The sequence below is a fragment of the Pulveribacter suum genome, assembly GCF_003013695.1.
In the GTDB taxonomy this organism is placed as follows: domain Bacteria; phylum Pseudomonadota; class Gammaproteobacteria; order Burkholderiales; family Burkholderiaceae_C; genus Melaminivora; species Melaminivora suum.
Map to the genome: position 1 here is coordinate 3,320,626 of NZ_CP027792.1, position 16,787 is coordinate 3,337,412.

The 16,787-nt window shown below is 69.5% G+C and carries 15 protein-coding genes; 9 read left to right on the forward strand and 6 right to left on the reverse strand.

The window, feature by feature from the left end:
• Positions 1–20: 20 nt before the first annotated feature.
• From fabB to C7H73_RS15300, 6 genes are all read right to left on the reverse strand, one after another.
• Positions 21–1,244 carry a beta-ketoacyl-ACP synthase I gene (gene fabB / locus C7H73_RS15275; protein WP_106847441.1) on the reverse strand — a complete coding sequence of 408 codons (1,224 nt, stop codon included), beginning with the start codon at positions 1,242–1,244 and terminating at the stop codon, positions 21–23.
• Entirely contained in the window at positions 1,241–1,774 is a 534-nt protein-coding gene (gene fabA, locus C7H73_RS15280) for a bifunctional 3-hydroxydecanoyl-ACP dehydratase/trans-2-decenoyl-ACP isomerase (RefSeq protein WP_106847442.1), read from the reverse strand. Before fabA ends, fabB begins: the two co-directional genes overlap by 4 nt.
• Positions 1,775–1,928: 154 nt before the next feature.
• On the reverse strand, positions 1,929–3,509 hold the full coding sequence (gene lnt, locus C7H73_RS15285) for an apolipoprotein N-acyltransferase (protein WP_106847443.1): 1,581 nt from the start codon (positions 3,507–3,509) through the stop codon (positions 1,929–1,931).
• On the reverse strand, positions 3,509–4,393 hold the full coding sequence (locus C7H73_RS15290) for an HlyC/CorC family transporter (protein ID WP_106847714.1): 885 nt from the start codon (positions 4,391–4,393) through the stop codon (positions 3,509–3,511). Before C7H73_RS15290 ends, lnt begins: the two co-directional genes overlap by 1 nt.
• 82 nt (positions 4,394–4,475) lie before the next feature.
• Positions 4,476–5,108: a GNAT family N-acetyltransferase gene (locus C7H73_RS15295; protein ID WP_227001368.1), complete on the reverse strand. Its 633-nt coding sequence runs from the start codon at positions 5,106–5,108 to the stop codon at positions 4,476–4,478.
• A gap of 251 nt (positions 5,109–5,359) precedes the next feature.
• Positions 5,360–5,851, reverse strand: a complete 492-nt coding sequence (locus C7H73_RS15300) for an Lrp/AsnC family transcriptional regulator (protein WP_106847445.1) — start codon at positions 5,849–5,851, stop codon at positions 5,360–5,362.
• A gap of 239 nt (positions 5,852–6,090) precedes the next feature.
• On the opposite strand from C7H73_RS15300, the gene C7H73_RS15305 reads away from it, so the two are divergent.
• From C7H73_RS15305 to flgL, 9 genes are all read left to right on the forward strand, one after another.
• The gene (locus tag C7H73_RS15305) at positions 6,091–7,029 is read left to right on the forward strand and encodes a lipase family alpha/beta hydrolase (protein ID WP_106847446.1); all 939 of its coding nucleotides are present in this window, start codon (positions 6,091–6,093) and stop codon (positions 7,027–7,029) included.
• On the forward strand, positions 7,026–8,000 hold the full coding sequence (locus C7H73_RS15310; protein WP_227001369.1) for a lipase secretion chaperone: 975 nt from the start codon (positions 7,026–7,028) through the stop codon (positions 7,998–8,000). The genes C7H73_RS15305 and C7H73_RS15310 overlap by 4 nt, the downstream gene beginning before the upstream one ends.
• Before the next feature lie 162 nt (positions 8,001–8,162).
• Complete coding sequence (hppD, locus tag C7H73_RS15315; protein ID WP_106847447.1) at positions 8,163–9,284, forward strand: 4-hydroxyphenylpyruvate dioxygenase; 1,122 nt, start codon at positions 8,163–8,165, stop codon at positions 9,282–9,284.
• Positions 9,285–9,402: 118 nt separating this feature from the next.
• Positions 9,403–10,329 carry a Bug family tripartite tricarboxylate transporter substrate binding protein gene (locus C7H73_RS15320; protein WP_106847716.1) on the forward strand — a complete coding sequence of 309 codons (927 nt, stop codon included), beginning with the start codon at positions 9,403–9,405 and terminating at the stop codon, positions 10,327–10,329.
• A gap of 47 nt (positions 10,330–10,376) precedes the next feature.
• Positions 10,377–11,213: a phenylalanine 4-monooxygenase gene (gene phhA / locus C7H73_RS15325; protein WP_106847448.1), complete on the forward strand. Its 837-nt coding sequence runs from the start codon at positions 10,377–10,379 to the stop codon at positions 11,211–11,213.
• A gap of 85 nt (positions 11,214–11,298) precedes the next feature.
• Positions 11,299–12,423, forward strand: coding sequence for a flagellar basal body P-ring protein FlgI (locus C7H73_RS15330; protein ID WP_106847449.1), 1,125 nt, complete (start codon positions 11,299–11,301; stop codon positions 12,421–12,423).
• On the forward strand, positions 12,423–13,382 hold the full coding sequence (flgJ, locus tag C7H73_RS15335; protein ID WP_106847450.1) for a flagellar assembly peptidoglycan hydrolase FlgJ: 960 nt from the start codon (positions 12,423–12,425) through the stop codon (positions 13,380–13,382). Before C7H73_RS15330 ends, flgJ begins: the two co-directional genes overlap by 1 nt.
• Before the next feature lie 67 nt (positions 13,383–13,449).
• Positions 13,450–15,486, forward strand: coding sequence for a flagellar hook-associated protein FlgK (gene flgK / locus C7H73_RS15340; RefSeq protein WP_106847451.1), 2,037 nt, complete (start codon positions 13,450–13,452; stop codon positions 15,484–15,486).
• Positions 15,487–15,534: 48 nt separating this feature from the next.
• Entirely contained in the window at positions 15,535–16,782 is a 1,248-nt protein-coding gene (gene flgL, locus C7H73_RS15345; RefSeq protein WP_106847452.1) for a flagellar hook-associated protein FlgL, read from the forward strand.
• Positions 16,783–16,787: the final 5 nt, after the last annotated feature.

A 16,787-nucleotide genomic window follows, 5' to 3' on the forward strand; every position in this document is an offset into this window, starting at 1 on the left:
GGCAAGAGAGGAACGAAGCCTCAGGCAACATCCCAGCGGCGCAGCACCAAACTCGCATTCGTCCCGCCAAAGCCGAAGCTGTTGCTCAGCACCTGCGTCAATTGCGCGTCACGTGTCTTCGTCACCAGCGGCATATCGCCCAGCTCCGGGTCAGGCGTCTCCACGTTCACCGAACCGGCGATGAAGCCCTTTTGCAGCATGATCAGGCAGTAGATCGCCTCCTGCACGCCGGTGGCGCCCTGCGAATGACCGGTGAGCGACTTGGTCGAGGAAAACGGTGGCGCCTGGTCGCCAAACACCTCGCGCATGGCACGCACTTCCTGCATGTCGCCCACCGGGGTGGACGTGCCGTGGGTGTTGACGTAGTCGATGGGGCCCTCCAGGCCTTCGATCGCCTGCTGCATCGCCGCCACGGCCCCTTTGCCGGAAGGGGCGACCATGTCCTCGCCGTCCGACGAGATGCCGAAGCCGACAATCTCCGCCAGGATGGTGGCACCTCTCGCCTGCGCGTGCTCCAGGCTCTCCAGCACCACCGCGCCGCCGCCGCCGGCGATGACGAAACCATCGCGGGTGGCGTCATAGGGGCGCGACGCCCGCTCGGGCTGGTCGTTGTATTTGCTGGACATCGCCCCCATGCCGTCAAACAGCATCGCCAGGCCCCAGGACAGCTCTTCGCCGCCGCCCGCGAACATCACGTCCTGGGCACCCCAGGCGATCTGCTGCGCCGCTGCGCCGATGCAGTGCGCCGACGTGGAGCAGGCCGAGGTGATGGAGTAGTTGATGCCCTTGACCTTGAAGTTGGTCGCCAGGTTGGCCGACACGGTCGAGCCCATGCAGCGCGTGACCTGGTACGGCCCAACGCGGCGGATGCCCTTCTCGCGCAGCGTGTCGGCCGCTTCGATCTGGTGGGCCGGGGAGCCGCCACCCGAGCCCATGATGAGGCCGGTGCGCGGGTGGCTGATCTGCTCGGGCGTCAGGCCTGCCTGGGCAATGGCATCTTCCAGCGCGATCTGCGCGTATGCCGCCGCGTCGCCCATGAAGCGCAGCTGCTTGCGGTCGATGCGCGACTCGATGTCGATCTCGGGCACGCCGGCCACCTGGCTGCGCAGGCCCAGTTCGGTGAACTTCGGTACGGCGCGGATGCCCGAGCGACCCTCGCGCAGCGAGGCCTCCACCGCGCCTAAGTCGTTGCCGATGCACGAGACGATGCCCGCGCCCGTGATCACCACCCGATTCTTGCTCATGTCGTCGCCGCCCCCTGGCCGCCGCCGTTGTCTTCCCGCAGGAACAGGCCCACGCGCAGGTCGTGGGCCACGTAGATTTCCTTGCCGTCGGCCAGCAGGCGGGCGTCGCCGATGGCCATGTTCAGCTTGCGCTTGATCACGCGCTTGATGTCGATCTCGTAGGTCACCCGCTTCACGTCGGGGCCGACTTCGCCGGTGAACTTGACCTCGCCCGCCCCCAGGGCACGTCCGCGCCCGGGCAGGCGCAGCCAGGTCAGGTAAAAGCCGATGAGCTGCCACATGGCGTCCAGCCCCAGGCAACCGGGCATGACCGGGTCGCCCTGGAAGTGGCAGGCAAAAAACCACAGGTCGGGCTTCACGTCCAGCTCGGCCACGACCCGGCCCAGGCCGTGCGCACCGCCGTCGCTGTCGATGTGGGTGATGCGGTCGAACATCAGCATGGGCGGCAGGGGCAGGCGCCCGCTGTCCGACGAGAACAGCCGGCCCTCGCCAGAGGCGATCAACTGTTCGTACGAGAAGGATTCAGCCATTGTTGTGAGGTTGATGTGCTCTTGCGTGCCTGCAAAAAAGCCGCAGGAGCTTGGCCGCCCTGCAGGCGGGTGGAAAAGGGCGCATGCCCGCAAAAGCGCCCATTATCCAAGTTCGGGGCCGCTTGACCGCCGTTCAAGGTCAAGCAGCTCGGGTTTACGTGCGCCGCGCGCGCCGCCCCCAGGCCAGCAGCGCCACGGCCAGCCCAAGCAGCCACAGCGGCGCCAGCCCCAGGTGCCCGGCCCACCAGGCATAGGGCGTGGCCGCGCCGGCGCGGCCCTGCACCTGCGCGAGCAGCACGCCGCGGGTGTGCGGCGCCAGCAGGGCGATGGTGGCGCCGCGGTGGTCAATGACGGCGGTGGCGCCGGTGTTGGTGGCGCGCACCATGGGGCGCTCGAACTCCAGCGCGCGCATGCGGCTGATGGCCAGGTGCTGGTCAATCGCCACGCTGTCGCCGAACCAGCCGATGTTGCTGACGTTGACCAAAATGGTAGGAGCCTGGGCAGGGTCGCGAAAGCGCACCGCCAGCTCTTCGCCGAACAAATCTTCGTAACAGATGTTGGGCGCCAGACGCTGGCCGGCGAAGGCCAGCGAGGGCTGGCCCACGGCGCCTCGGGCAAAGTCGCCCAAAGGGATGTTCATCAGCTCGGTAAACCACTTGAACAGCGGCGGGATGAACTCGCCAAAGGGCACCAGGTGGTGCTTGTCGTAGCGGTACGGCGCGCCCAAGCCCGGGGCGAAGCCCATGACGGAGTTGGTGTAGCCCTTTTCCAGGCTGCCCAGGGGGATGCCCAGCAGCAGCGCCTGATCGCCGCTGCCGTAGCGCCGGGCAATGCCCTGCAGATACCCGGGCATGAGCTGGCCGGGCAGCAGGGGAATCGCCGTCTCGGGCGCCACTACCAGCTGGGCGCTGGCTGTGCGCAGCTGCTCGCCATACCAGGCCAGGGCCTGGGGCACGCCGCTGCCGGACTGGAATTTCTCGTCCTGCGCAATGTTGCCCTGCAGCAGGGCCAGCGACAGGGGCGCGCCGGCATCCCGCTGCACATCGCTGACGGCCGCCTCGCGCTGCCAGGCCAGGCCGGCCCAGGCCAGCAGCACCAGGGCCGCGCCGGCCCAGCAGCGGGCCCGGCGCAGGTCGGCCAGGCGCCCTTGCGCCAGCGCCATGGCCAGCACGGCGGCGGCAAAGCCGATGCCATAGACGCCCACGCTGCGCGCCAGCACGGCCAGCGGGCCGCCCCCATGCGCGTAGCCGCCGGCGCCCCACGGAAAGCCTGTCCACCACTGGCCACGCGCTAGCTCGGCGAGCAGCCACAGCGCTGCAAAAAGGATAGCTGCTGGCGCACGCCGGACGGGCGCCAGAGCCCAAAAACACCCGCAAGCCGCCGCGTAGTAGCTGCCCAGGAAGGCCGCCAGAGCCAGCACCGCCAGGGCGGCCAGCGGCGCGGCCAGGCCGCCGTAGGTGTGCATCGAGATGAACAGCCACCAGAAGGTGCCGGCCAGCCAGCTGGTGGCAAACAGCCAGCCCAGGCCGGCAGCGCGCCAGCCGCCGCGGGGCGTGCGCGGCGCGGCCAGCAGCACGCGCGCCAGCAGCGCCAGAGACAGGATTTGCAGCCACCACAGCGGCCGGCCGCTGCCGGGCAGCGCCAGCGATGCCGCCTGCGCCAGCCCGCCGGCGGCTGCCAGCAGCCAGGGCAGCGGCCCGCGCGACAACCCGCGCGACACAGGCCGGGTCGGCATCAGCCCTCGTCGCTGGCGGATTCGCCGTCTGCGGGCACCACGCGGAACCAGCGCACGGCCGCGCCCTTGGTGTGCAGCACGGCAAAGAGCAGGCCGCCCAGCTGCACGGATTCGCCCTTGCGCGGCACGCGGCCCAGCTCGTGGGCGATCAGGCCGCCGATGGTGTCGAACTCTTCCTCGGGATCGCTGGCGGCCAGCTGGGTGTCGAAGGCCTCGGCCACGCGCGCCAGAGGGGTGTGGCCACTCACGCGCCAGGTGCCGTCGGCCAGGGCGAAGATGTCACCCTCGTCCTCGTGGATGTCGAACTCGTCCTCGATCTCGCCGACGATCTGCTCGATCACGTCCTCGAAGGTGACCAGCCCGGCGGTGCGGCCGAACTCGTCGATGACGATGGCCAGGTGGTTGCGCGTGCCGCGGAACTCGCGCACCAGCTCGTGCAGGCCCTTGCTCTCGGGCACGAACAGCGCCGGGCGCACCAGCGCGCGGATGCTCAGGCTGGGCGAGCGCCAGCGCTTGAGCAGGTCCTTGGCCAGCAGGATGCCGATGATGTTGTCGCGCGAGCCCTGATAGACGGGAAAGCGCGAGTGCGCCGTCTGGATGACCTGGTGCATCAGCGCGTCGATGGACTCGTCGATGTCCAGCATGTCCATGCGCGCCGGAGCCACCAGCACGTCGGCGGCGGTCATCTCGTTCATGCGCAGCACGCGTTCGAGCATCACGCGGGCGTCGGCGTTGATGACTTCGTTGTCCTCGGCTTCGGCCAGGGTGGCGATCAGCTCGTCGGTGGAGTCGGGGCCGGGGCGGATGAACTCGATGAGGCGCTGCAGGAAGGAGCGCTTGTCCTCGTTGCCTTCAATGGGGCGCGCAGGGTGCGGGTCGGACACGGTGGCCAGGTGCGGGAGGTGGTGGACGAGCGCCAAGGATAGCGGATCGCCCCCTGGTCCCCGGCGCGCACCGCCAACGCGCCTATTCGCCCGCCTGGTGGCGGCCTTCGCGCACGCCGCGGCGGATCTCCTGCACGTCCGCCAGCAGGCGCCAGAACTGGTGCGCCTGCTTCTTCAGCTGGTAGTCCACCTCGCCGAAGTGCTCGGCCATCAGTTTGGACACGCGGGTGTCGAAGCCGGCCGGCGGCAGCTCCAGCCAGGCCTCGGATTCGGGGCCGTCGCGCTGCACGGTGGCGCCAGCGTTGCGGGCGATCTTCAGCATCGCCGTGTTCTCGGTCAGCGCATGGATGAACATCATGCTCACCCCGCGGTGGCGCGCCAGCAGGATGGCGCGGTCGAACAGCCGCGCGCCAAAGCCCCGCCCGCGTGCGCTGCCCGAGACGGACACGCCGAACTCGGCGCAGCGGCTGTACTCCTGCGAGGCGCTGAAGGCCACGTGGGCCAGGGCGATGAGCTCGAGCTTGCGGTTGAAGATGCCCAGCACCTCGTCGCGCTCGAAGTTCAGCAGCTCCACGTAGCGCTCGACCTGCGCGTCGGTGGCCGGGTAGCCAAAGCGCAGGTAACGGTCGCGCTCGGGCAGCGCCAGCAGGTGGGCGGCGACGCGCGCACGGTGCTGGGGGCCGAGCGCGCGGATGGGCACCATCACGGAGTTCATGGCAGATCCTCGGGGGGAATGCCGGTGCGGGCGCAGCGGAGCCGTGCCGGCGGGCAAAAAGGCGTGAAGCAGAGACTCGGGGGCGGGCATGGTGCAGCCATTCTAGGGTTTTCCCTAGGAATTTGCCGACCATTTGCTGCAATGCAACAAAATCGTGGGGCCATCCGATTGCTTTAAAGCCAAAACGACCTCCAGCCCTTGCCAGTCAAGCGCCGGAAGCTATCGAAAAATGAGCGCCCGAGCGCGCCGCATCACACCGGCACGGCCGTGGTGGCTTTCACGCGGTCCAGCACGAAGCTGGTCTTGCAGTCTTCCACGCTGGGGTGCTTGAGCAGCGTGTCCATGATGAAGCGGCTGTAGTGCGCCATGTCGGCCACCACCACGCGCAGCAAATAGTCCATCTCGCCGGTTAGCGCATCGCACTCCACCACCTCGGGCCAGGTCTGCACGCTGGCGCGAAACAGGTCCATCGGATTGCGCTTGTGGCTTTCGGTCAGCTTTTCCAGCCGCACGTTGATATAGGCCGTCAGGCCCAGCCCCACGCTCTCGGGGCGCACCAGGGCCACGTAGCGGTCGATGACGCCGCACTCCTCCAGCCGCTTGGCGCGGCGCAGCACGGCGCTGGGCGACAGGCCCACCTGCTCGCCGATGACGTCATAGGTCTCGCGGCCGTTGTCCTGCAGGCGGCGCAGGATGGCGCGGTCGAGTTTGTCCAGGGCGGGAAGGGCGCGGTCGCTGTGCATGGCGGCAAATTCTAGGGAGGGTTGGCACACCCTGCGCGTGCGGCGCGCGCCGCTGCGCAAGGCACGGCGCCGGCGCCCCGGTCCACGCCTCGCGCTGCGCGGGTTGGCACCGATGGGGTTTGTGCCGATGGCACGCACCGGCCACAGCCCAAGAATCCATCGGACAGAAAAAGCACGATCGTTCGCTCCGCTTCCAACCACGGGCTGCGCACGCGGCCACCACCCTTCGGAGGTATCCCATGACCGCGAAATATCTCATGCAGCTGCGCCGCCTGGGCGGCCTGTTGCTGGCCTGCCTGTGCCTGGCCGGCGGCGCTGCGCACGCAGCGCAGGGCTACACGCAGACGCGCCACCCCATCGTGCTGGTGCATGGGCTGTTCGGCTTTGACCAGCTGTTCGGCGTGGATTACTTCTACGGCATTCCTTCCGCACTCTCGCGCGATGGCGCGCGTGTGTTCGTGGCGCAGGTCTCGGCCGCCGAGAGCACCGAGGTGCGCGGCGAGCAGCTGCTGGCGCAGGTGAAAAACATCCTGGCGCTCACGGGCGCCGCCAAGGTCAATCTGATCGGCCATTCGCACGGCGGCCCCACCGCACGCTACGTAGCCGGGGTGGCGCCGGCGCTGGTGGCTTCGGTCACCTCGGTGGCGGGGGTGAACAAGGGCTCGCGCGTCGCCGACGCGTTGCGCGGCACGCTGCCGCCGGGCTCGGTGGGCGAGGCGGTGGCCAGCGGCGCCATCAAGGCCTTTGTCGCGCTGATCAACCTGGGCTCGGGCGGCACCGGGCTGCCGCAGACCCCGGTGGCGGCGCTCAATTCGCTGACTACCGCCGGCTCGCTCGACTTCAACCGGCGCTTTCCGCAGGGCGTGCCCGCCGGCTGCGGCGACGGCCCCGATCTGGTGGGTGGCGTGCGCTACTACTCGTGGACGGGCAACCAGCCCGTCACCAACCCGCTGGACGTGTCCGACGGCCCACTGGGCATCCTGAGCCTGGTCTTCGGCGAGGCCAACGACGGCCTGGTGTCGGTGTGCTCCTCGCGCCTGGGCAAGACGCTGGGCACCTACGGGCAGAACCACCTGGACGAGGTCAACCAGATGCTGGGCCTGCGCAACTGGTTCGCGGCCGACCCGGTCACCCTGTTCCGCCAGCACGCCAACCGCCTACGGCAGCAAGGGCTGTGAAGCCCGCCGCGCTGGTGCTGGCCGGCGCCGCGGTGGCGGCTGTGGTGGCCGCCGCGGCGTGGTGGCTGCAGCCCGCGCCGATGGCGGAGCGGGCGCAACTGGCCGAGCGCCCCGCCCGCCAGGCGCGGCTGCCGTTCTCCGCCGATGCGCCCGAAGCGCCGGGCGAGCCGGTGGCGGCGCCCGCGCAGCCGGCCGGCGCAGAGCTGCCCGCCGCCTGGCGCACCAGCGGCAACCTGCGCGACCGGCTGGAAGCCTGGCTGCTCGACGCCGGCCCCGCTGCCGACCCGGCCGCGCTCAAGGCCCAGCTGGCGGCGCTGGTGGTGCAGCACTTCCCGCCGGAAGAAGCCGCGCAGGCGCTGGCGCTGGTGGCGCGCTATGTGGACTACCGGGTGGCGCTGGGCGAGTTGGCCGCGCCCGCCGACCCAGGCGACCCCTATGCGCTGCGCCTGGCGCTGGATGCGCGCCAGCGGTTGCGGCAGACGCATTTCGGCGCCGACGAATACCAGGCGCTGTTCGGCGCCGACGAAGCCGCAGACCGCGCCATGCTGGCGCGCACCGAAATCCTGCGCGATCCGCACCTGAGCGAGCCCCAGCGCGCCGCCGCCCTGGCAGCCGTCGAGCAGCAGCTGCCCCCGCACGAGCGCGCGCTGCGCAGCGCCGCCGTGCAGCACGAAGATGTGGCTGCGCAGACCGCCGCCTTCGATGCGCAGGGGGTGGATCCGCTCACGCGCCAGCAGCAGCGCGCCACGCTGTACGGCCAGGCCGCCAGCGAGCGCCTGGCCGCGCTGGATACGCAAGAAGCGCACTGGCAGTCGCGCCTGGCCAGCTATGCCGCCGCGCAGGCGCGCCAGGCCCATGCCGCCGAGCTGGCGCAGCTGCGGACGCAGCTTTTTACCCCTGAAGAGAGCCTGCGCGTGGAGGCGGCGCTGCGCGTGCGCCAGCTGGGCAGCCAGGGCGCCGCCACGCGCTGAAGCCGGCAGACCTTGGCCTGCATCAAAAAACCTTCTCGTAAAACGGTTTTCAAGCAGGAATTCAGCCTGGATCAAACCCGGCAGGCGCGATTTCGCCTGCTTCGTGCGCTCGCCTGGACCTACAGTGCGTGGGATACCTACCACTGTGCGGAGACCCTGTCCATGAACGCTTCCCTACCCAACGAGATCGCCCAGCAGGCCGCCGCCTGGGACAACCCCATGGGCCTGTGCGGCTTCGAATTCATCGAATTCGCCTCGCCTACCCCGGGCGTGCTGGAGAAGGTCTTCGAGCAGCTGGGCTTCACCGAAGTGGCGCGCCACCGCTCCAAGGACGTGGTGCTGTATCGCCAGAACCAGATCAACTTCATCCTGAACCGCGAGCCCAAAAGCCAGGCGGCGTACTTCGCCGCCGAGCACGGGCCGTCGGCTTGCGGCATGGCGTTTCGCGTGCGTGACGCGCACCAGGCCTACGAGCGCGCCCTGGCGCTGGGCGCCCAGCCCATCGACATTCCCACCGGCCCGATGGAACTGCGCCTGCCGGCCATCAAGGGCATCGGCGGCGCGCCGCTCTACCTCATCGACCGCTTCGAAGACGGCAAGTCCATCTACGACATCGACTTCGAGTGGCTGCCCGGCATGGACCAGCGCCCCAAGGGCCACGGCCTGGACCTGATCGACCACCTGACGCACAACGTCTATCGCGGCCGCATGGGGTTCTGGGCGAATTTCTATGAGCGCCTGTTCAATTTCCGCGAGATCCGCTACTTCGACATCCAGGGCGAGTACACCGGCCTGACGAGCAAGGCCATGACGGCGCCGGACGGCATGATCCGCATCCCGCTGAACGAAGAATCCAAGCAGGGCGGCGGGCAGATCGAGGAATTCCTCATGCAGTTCAACGGCGAGGGCATCCAGCACATCGCGCTGATCTGCGACAAGCTGACCGACGTGGTGGACAAGCTGGGCCTGGCCGGCGTGCCGCTGGCCACTGCGCCCAACGACGCGTACTACGAGATGCTGGAAGGCCGCCTGCCGGGCCACGGCCAGCAGGTAGCGGACCTGCAGGCGCGCGGCATCTTGCTGGACGGCACCACGGCCGACGGCACGCCACGCCTGCTGCTGCAGATCTTCTCCACGCCCATGCTGGGGCCGGTGTTCTTCGAGTTCATCGAGCGCCGCGGCGACTTCCGCGACGGCTTTGGCGAGGGCAACTTCAAGGCGCTGTTCGAGTCGCTGGAGCGCGACCAGATCCGCCGCGGCGTGCTGGAAGGCGCCAGCGCCTGAAGGTGACAGCAGCGCCACTGGGGCATTCCTATACTTGCGCCTTTTTTACAGACCAGGTAAGGACATGTCTTTCATGTTGTGCAGGCGTAATTGGTGTGGCGGGTTGCTGGTGCTGGGCATGGCTGCCAGCATGGGAGTACTGGCCAAGGGCGCGCCCCTGACCATCGTGGTGCCCTATGCGGCCGGCGGCCCGCTGGACAAGAGCGCGCGCATCCTGGCCGAAGGGGTGCAGGCGCAGCTGGGCCCGGTGCAGGTGGACAACCGCCCCGGCGCGGGCGGCAACCAGGGCGCTGCCGCCGTCGCCAAGGCCGCGCCAGGGGATAACCTGCTGGTCATGGGCGCTGTGGCCACGCACGCGGTCAACCCCTGGCTGTCCAAGGATTTCCCCTACGACCCGATCCGCGACTTCAAGCCCATCGCCCTGGTGGCGCGCACGCCCAACGTTCTGGTCATGAGCACGGCCCAGGCCGACGCCCTGAGCATCCGCAGCACCAGCGACCTGGTCAAGTACCTCAAGGCCAACCCGGACACACTGGTCTTCGGCTCGGGCGGCAGCGGCAGCATCGGCCACATCGCCGGCGAGATGTTCAAGTCGCTCACCAACACCCGCATGGCGCACCAGCCGTTTGCGGGCGCGGGCCCGGCCCTGAAGGCCCTGCAGGACGGCGGCGTGGGCCTGGTGTTCGACAACCTGGCCTCGTCGCTGCCGCTGATCCGCGCGGGCAAGCTGCGTGCGCTGGGCGTGACCTCGCTCGGTCCGGACGACGCCCTGCCCGGCGTGCCCAGCATCAACAGCGAGGTGCCCGGCTTCAACGTCTCGACCTGGTTCGGCCTGTTTGCGCCGGCCAGCCTGCCGGATGCCGAGGCGCGCCGCTATGCGGGGGCGTTCTCCGCGGCGATGCGCTCGCCGGCGAGCGTGCAGCAATTCAAGGCCATGGGCCTGGAGCCTGAAGAGCTGACGCTGGACGGCTTCGGCAGCTTCGTGCGCTCTGAATACAACAAGTACGAATTTCTGATCAAGGCCGCCAAGATCCGCGTGCAGTAAGGACTGCGGCGCAGGCGGGCGGCCACCCACACCAAGGAGACATTCCCATGGGTCAGCCCCCCGTCGTCTATGGCCAGTCCGAGCGTCCGCCGCGCGGCGACTACAGCCGCGCGCACGCCGACTACACCTGCGCGCAGAACTGGGAGGCCTACACCGAGGCCGACCACGAGACTTACCACCGCCTGTACCAGCGCCAGGTGGCCCAGCTGCCGGGCCTGGCCAGCGAAGCCTTCATCGCCGCCCTGCCCTCGCTGGGCGCGCGCGAGCGCATCCCGCGCTTTGACGACGTCAACGAAGGCCTGTACCGGGCCACGGGCTGGGAGATCGTGGCCGTGCCGGGGCTGATCCCCGAAGTGCCGTTCTTCCAGCTGCTGGCGGATCGCAAGTTCCCCGTCACGGACTGGATCCGAAAGCCCGAGGAGTTTGAATACATCGTCGAGCCGGATGTGTTCCACGACCTGTTCGGCCACGTGCCGCTGCTCTTCAACCCGGTGTTTGCCGACTACGTGCAGCGCTATGGCGAGGGCGGCCTGAAGGCCGCGCGGCTGGGCGCCTGCGAGATGCTCTCGCGCCTGTACTGGTACACCATCGAGTTCGGGTTGATCCGCGAGGGCGGCAACCTGCGCGCCTATGGCGCGGGCATCCTGAGCTCGGCCGGGGAGCTGCCGTACTCGGTCACGAGCCCCGAGCCGCGCCGGCTGCCGCTGGATCTGGCGCGCACCATGCGCACGCGCTACAAGATCGACACCTACCAGCAGACCTACTTCGTGATCGACAGCTTCCAGCAGCTGTTCGACCTGACCGAGGGCGACTTCACGCCGCTGTACGAAGAGCTGCGCGGGCAGCCCGAGTTCGCCGCCGACGCCCCCGCCAACGCCCCCTGACAGCGGAGGCGGCCGGCCGGTCAGGCGCGGAAAAGCCCCCCTTTTCCGCGCTTTGCCGCGCGGCCGTCTTCGGACAATCGGGGCCATGAAAGCCTTGCCCCTTCCTCGCATTGCCGCCGCCCTGGCGTGGGCGCTGCTGGCGCTCACCTGGGCCCCGCCCGCACAGGCGCTGCGCATCAAGGAGATCGCCGCCGTGCAGGGCGTGCGCAGCAACCAGCTGTCGGGCTACGGCCTGGTGGTGGGGCTGGATGGCACGGGCGACCAGTCCACGCAAATGCCTTTCACGGCGCAGGCCATGAGCAACTACCTGCAGCAGATGGGCATCTCGCTGCCGCCGGGCACCAGCGTGCCGCAGCTGAAAAACGTGGCCACCGTGGTGGTCACGGCCGAGCTGCCGGCCTTTGCCCAGCCGGGCCAGCACATCGACGTGGCCGTGTCGTCCATCGGCAATGCCAAGTCGCTCAGGGGCGGCACGCTGATCACCACGCCGCTGCGCGGCGCCGACGGCGAGATCTACGCCCTGGCCCAGGGCAACCTGGTGGTGGGCGGTGCGGGCGCCTCCGCCGGCGGCTCCAAGGTGCAGGTCAACCACCTGAGCGCCGGACGCATTCCCGAGGGTGCGCAGGTCGAGCGCAGCGTGCCCACGCCGCTGCACGGCGGCGACACCATCACCCTGGGTTTGAAGGCCTCGGACTTCCAGGCCGCGCGCAAGGTGGCCCTGGCCATCAATGCCCGCTCCGGCCCCGACACCGCCACCGCCCTGGATGGCCGCACCGTGCAGGTGCGCGCCCCGCTGGACCCGGGCGCGCGGGTGAACTTCATCGCCGAGCTCGAAGAGCTGCCGCTGCCCGACTCCACCCCTGCGGCCAAGGTGGTCATCAACGCACGCACCGGCTCCATCGTGCTCAACCAGGCCGTCACGCTGGGCCCCTGCGCCATCGCGCACGGCAACCTGTCCATCGTCATCAGCAGCACGCCCGTCATCAGCCAGCCCAACCCGCTGTCGCGCGGGCAGACGGTGGTGGCGCAAAGGAGCGACATCGCCATCCAGGCCGACGCCGGCAAGGTCATGCAGGTGCCCGCCTCGCCGCAGCTGGCCGACGTGGTGCGCGCGCTCAACACGCTGGGCGCCACGCCGCAGGACCTGCTGGCCATCCTGCAGGCCATCAAGGCCGCCGGCGCGCTCAATGCGGAACTGGAGGTGATCTGATGAGCCTGTCCGCTCCCCCTCTCCTGTCCGGCAGCACGGCCGCGCTGGCTTCGCGCCAGGCGCTGGCCGTGGACGGGCGCTCGCTGTCCCAGCTGAAGGTGCAGGCCGCCGAAGGCGGCGAAGGCCAGCGCACGGCAGTGAAGGAATCGGCCAAGCAGCTGGAATCGCTGTTCATGCGCGAGCTGATCAAGAGCATGCGCGAGGCGACCATGAAGTCCGGCCTTTTGGACGGCGCCGAGGGCAACCTGGCCAACGACCTGTTCGACCAGCAGCTGTCGGTGCAGATGGCTGGCCAGCCCGGCGGCCTGGCCGAGGCCATCCAGCGCCAGCTGGCGCGCCAGTTGGGCGGCGAGGGCGACGCGCCCGCGCTGATGCCCGGCGCCACGCTGCGCATGGACGCGCTGCAGCGGCGCGCGCCGGCCGGGGCCGACGATCCGCGCGCCCCCTCGCCCCAGGGCAAGGACGACTTCGTGCAGGGCCACCGCGGCGCCGCCGAGGCCGTGGCGCGCGAGAGCGGCATTCCGGCCAGTTTCATGCTGGGCCAGGCCGGGCACGAAACGGGCTGGGGCAAGAGCGAGATCCGCCACAAGGACGGCAGCAACTCGTTCAACCTGTTCGGCATCAAGGCCGGGCGCGGCTGGACGGGCAAGGTGGCCGAGATCACCACCACCGAATACATCAATGGCCAGGCACGCAAGGTGACCGCCAAGTTCCGCGCCTACGACTCCTATGCCGACTCGTTTCGCGACTACGCCCGCCTGATGACGGAAAACCCGCGCTACGAAAAGGCCCTGGCCAAGACGCACTCCGCCCAGGCGTGGGCGGCCGAGCTGCAAAAAGCCGGCTATGCCACCGACCCGCAATACGCCAGCAAGCTCAGCCGGGCCATCCAGAGCACGCTGGCCGTGGCCCGCGTGCCGGCCGCAGGCCAGGCCGCGGCGGGCGGCGTCCAGGCCTGAAGGCCATGCTCCCTGCCAGCACACCCCAGCACACCGCTGAAGCCCCGCACACCGCCCCAGCAGCACCATGAGCCTTCTGAACGTCGGCGCCCGCGCCCTTCTCGCCAACCAGGTGGCCTTGCAGACCACCGGGCACAACATCGCCAACGTCAGCGTGGCAGGCTACTCGCGCCAGAACGTGGTCATGCAGACCGTGCCCGGCCAGTTCACCGGCGCCGGCTACATCGGCAAGGGCGTGCAGGTGGCCACCATCCTGCGCAACCACAACGAGCTGCTGACGCGCCAGGCCGCGGCCGCCCAGGCCGTGCAGGCGGCAGACACCACGCGCGCCGAGCGCGTCAGCCAGTTGCAGGACGTGTTCAAGGGCGGCACCAGCGGGCTGGGTGCGGCCATCACCGACATGCTCAACTCGCTGGGCGACGTGATCAACTCGCCCACCGACATCACGGCGCGCACCGTCTCGCTCACCCGCATGGACGAGATGGCCGCGCGCATGCGCTCCTCGGCCGAGCAGCTGCAGCAGATCGAGGGCGCGGTGAACGAGCAGCTCAAGACCGACGTGGTGCGCATCAACAGCCTGGCCGGCAGCATTGCCGACGTGAACGAGCAGATCGCCCGCGTCAAGGGCAATGGCCAGACGCCCAACGACCTGCTGGACCGGCGCGACCAGCTCATCCGCGAGCTCAACCAGTACGTGCAGACCACGCAGATTCCGGCCGACGACGGCACGGTGGGCGTGTTCGTGGGCGGCAGCCAGGCGCTGGTGCTGGGCGCCACGGCGGCGCAGCTGTCCATCGACGAGTCGCAGCTGTTTCCCGGCAGCCGCCAGCAGGGTTTGTACTTCGTGCGGGCTGGCGCGGCGCCCGTGGAGCTGAATGACAGCATGCTGGGCGGCGGCGAAGTGGCCGGCCTGCTGCGCTTTGCCAACCAGGACCTGGCCGAAGGCCGCAACCTGCTGGGGCGCATGGCGCTGGCCATCGGCACGACCATGAACTACCAGCAAAAGCTGGGCCTGACGCTGGACGGCCAGCCCGGCAAGGCGCTGTTCGCCCTGCCGGCGCAGGTGACAGGCGCCACGCGCGGCACCTCGCAGGGCCACATCGACCTGGGCAACTCCGCGGCGCTCTCGCCCACGCAGTTCGCTGCATCGGACTACGAAGTGCGCTTTGCCAACACCGGCTCGGCCGGCCAGGTGGTGCGCCTGTCGGACGGCAAGGCCTTCGCCTTTGCCGACCTGAACGACCTGCGCAGCCAGAAGATCGACGGCCTGACCTTCGACTTCGACGCGGCCCACCCCCCCACCGCCGGCGAGCGCGTGCTGTTCCAGCCCTTTGCCGGGGCCGCGGCCAACCTGCAGATGCTGGTGTACTCGCCGCGCGACCTGGCCGCTGCCAACCCGGTCAACGCGGCCATGGGCACGACCAACAGCGGCACGCTGCAGCTGGCCGGCCTGAAGGCCACGGGCCTGCAGTGGAATGGCGTCAGCTCGAGCGTGCAGACCACCGGCAGCATCACGGCCCCGCCCAGCCCGACACCGCCGGCCACGGGCGGCGGCGTCACGCTGACCTTCAACGCCAATGGGGAGTTCAACCTGGGCGGCACCACCGGCACGCCGCTGGACATGAACGCCAACCCGCCCGTCCTGCTGGCCGGCCCGCCCTACGCCTATGTGCCAGGCCAGGCCATTCATATCGACGGCTGGTCCATCACGCTGCAGGGCACGCCCGCGGACGGGGACACGGTAAAGGTGGGCAACGCGCTGGACCCGCAATACGGCGACATCTACACCCGCAACGCCGGCAACGCCGGCGCCCTGCAGCAGCTGCGCGACGTGAAGATGTTCGACGAATCGACGCTCGCCGACGGCTACGCCGGCCTGATGGCCCAGGTGGGCACGCGCACGCAAAGCGCCGCCTACGCGGCCAAGCTGTCGGAATCCATCGCCAGCAACCTGGAGGCCAGCCGCACGGCCGTCTCCGGCGTAAACCTGGACGAGGAAGCCGCCAAGCTGATCCAGTACCAGCAGGCCTACCAGGCCTCGGCCAAGATGCTGCAGGTGGCGCAGACCATCTTCGACAACCTGCTGCAGACCATGGGCCGCTGACGCGCCGCAGCTCCCACCTGACGCAACCCTTCTTTCACCGGACCCGACATGACCAGCAGCTTCTTTCGCGTGAGCACGGCCAACATGTACGACGCCAGCGTGCGCAATCTGGCGACGCGCCAAAAGACTCTGGTGGACCTGCAGGAAAACCTCACCTCGGGCAAGCGCGTGGTGCGCGCCAGCGACGACCCCGTGGCCGCCGCACAGGCCGAGCGCGCGCTCACCCGCATCAACCGCATCCAGAGCGAGCAGCGCGCCCTGGACGTGCAGCGCGGCGCCGTGGCCCTGGCCGAATCCACCCTGGGCGACGCCGTCAGCCTGGTGCAGGAGATGCGCCAGCTCATCGTGGCCGCCGGCAGCGGCACGCTCAAGAGCGAGGACCGCAAGACCTACGCCAACCAGCTGCAAAGCCTGCGCGACCAGTTCAGCGAAGTCATCAACCGCAAGGACACCAATGGCGTGCCGCTGTTGGGCGCCCTGGGCAGCGCGCTGCAGGCCTTCGCCGGGCCGGCGCTGTCGGGCAGCGACTACCGCTTCGACGGCCTGCCGGGCCAGGCGGCCAGCAGCGGCACGGACATCAGCAGCGCGCTGGACGGCCACGCCGCGCTGATGTTCGACCCGGTGCGCGACGGCATCTACACCGCCGGCGTGACGCGTGCGGCGGGCAGCTCGCTGGTGACCAGCGCCGTCACCACCAGCAACCGGCAGGCGCTGGCGGGCGCCGACTACAAAATGTCGATCACCGGCGTGACGGTGGACCCGGTCAACGGCACCACCACGGTCAGCTATGCACTGAGCATGAACGGCGGCACCACCAGCTCACACACCGCGACCGCGCCCACGGGCCAGCCCATCCCCATTGAAATCAAGCAGGGCACAGACACGGTCATGTCCTTTTCCCTGACCGGCACGCCTGCCGCGGGCGACGAGGTCAGCATGAAACCCAGCTCCAGCCTGATGGGGACGCTGGACTCGGCCATCCGCGGCATCGCCGGCGCCGGCGACAGCGTCGCCGCCGCGCAGGCGGTGGGCCAGGCGCTGGCCAACATCGACGCCGGCATGGAGCGGCTGCACAACATGCGCGGCTATGCCGGCGAGCTGCTCAACCGCGCCGACCGCATCAGCCACGACCAGGAAGGCCGCGCCCTGCAGCTGGAAGGCGACCGCTCGCGCGCCGAAGACCTGGACATGGTCCGGGGCATCTCCGACTTCCAGAACGCCCACGTGGGCTACCAGGCCGCCCTGCAGTCCTACGCGCAGGTGCAAAAGCTCTCGCTGTTCGACTACATGCGCTAGGCACC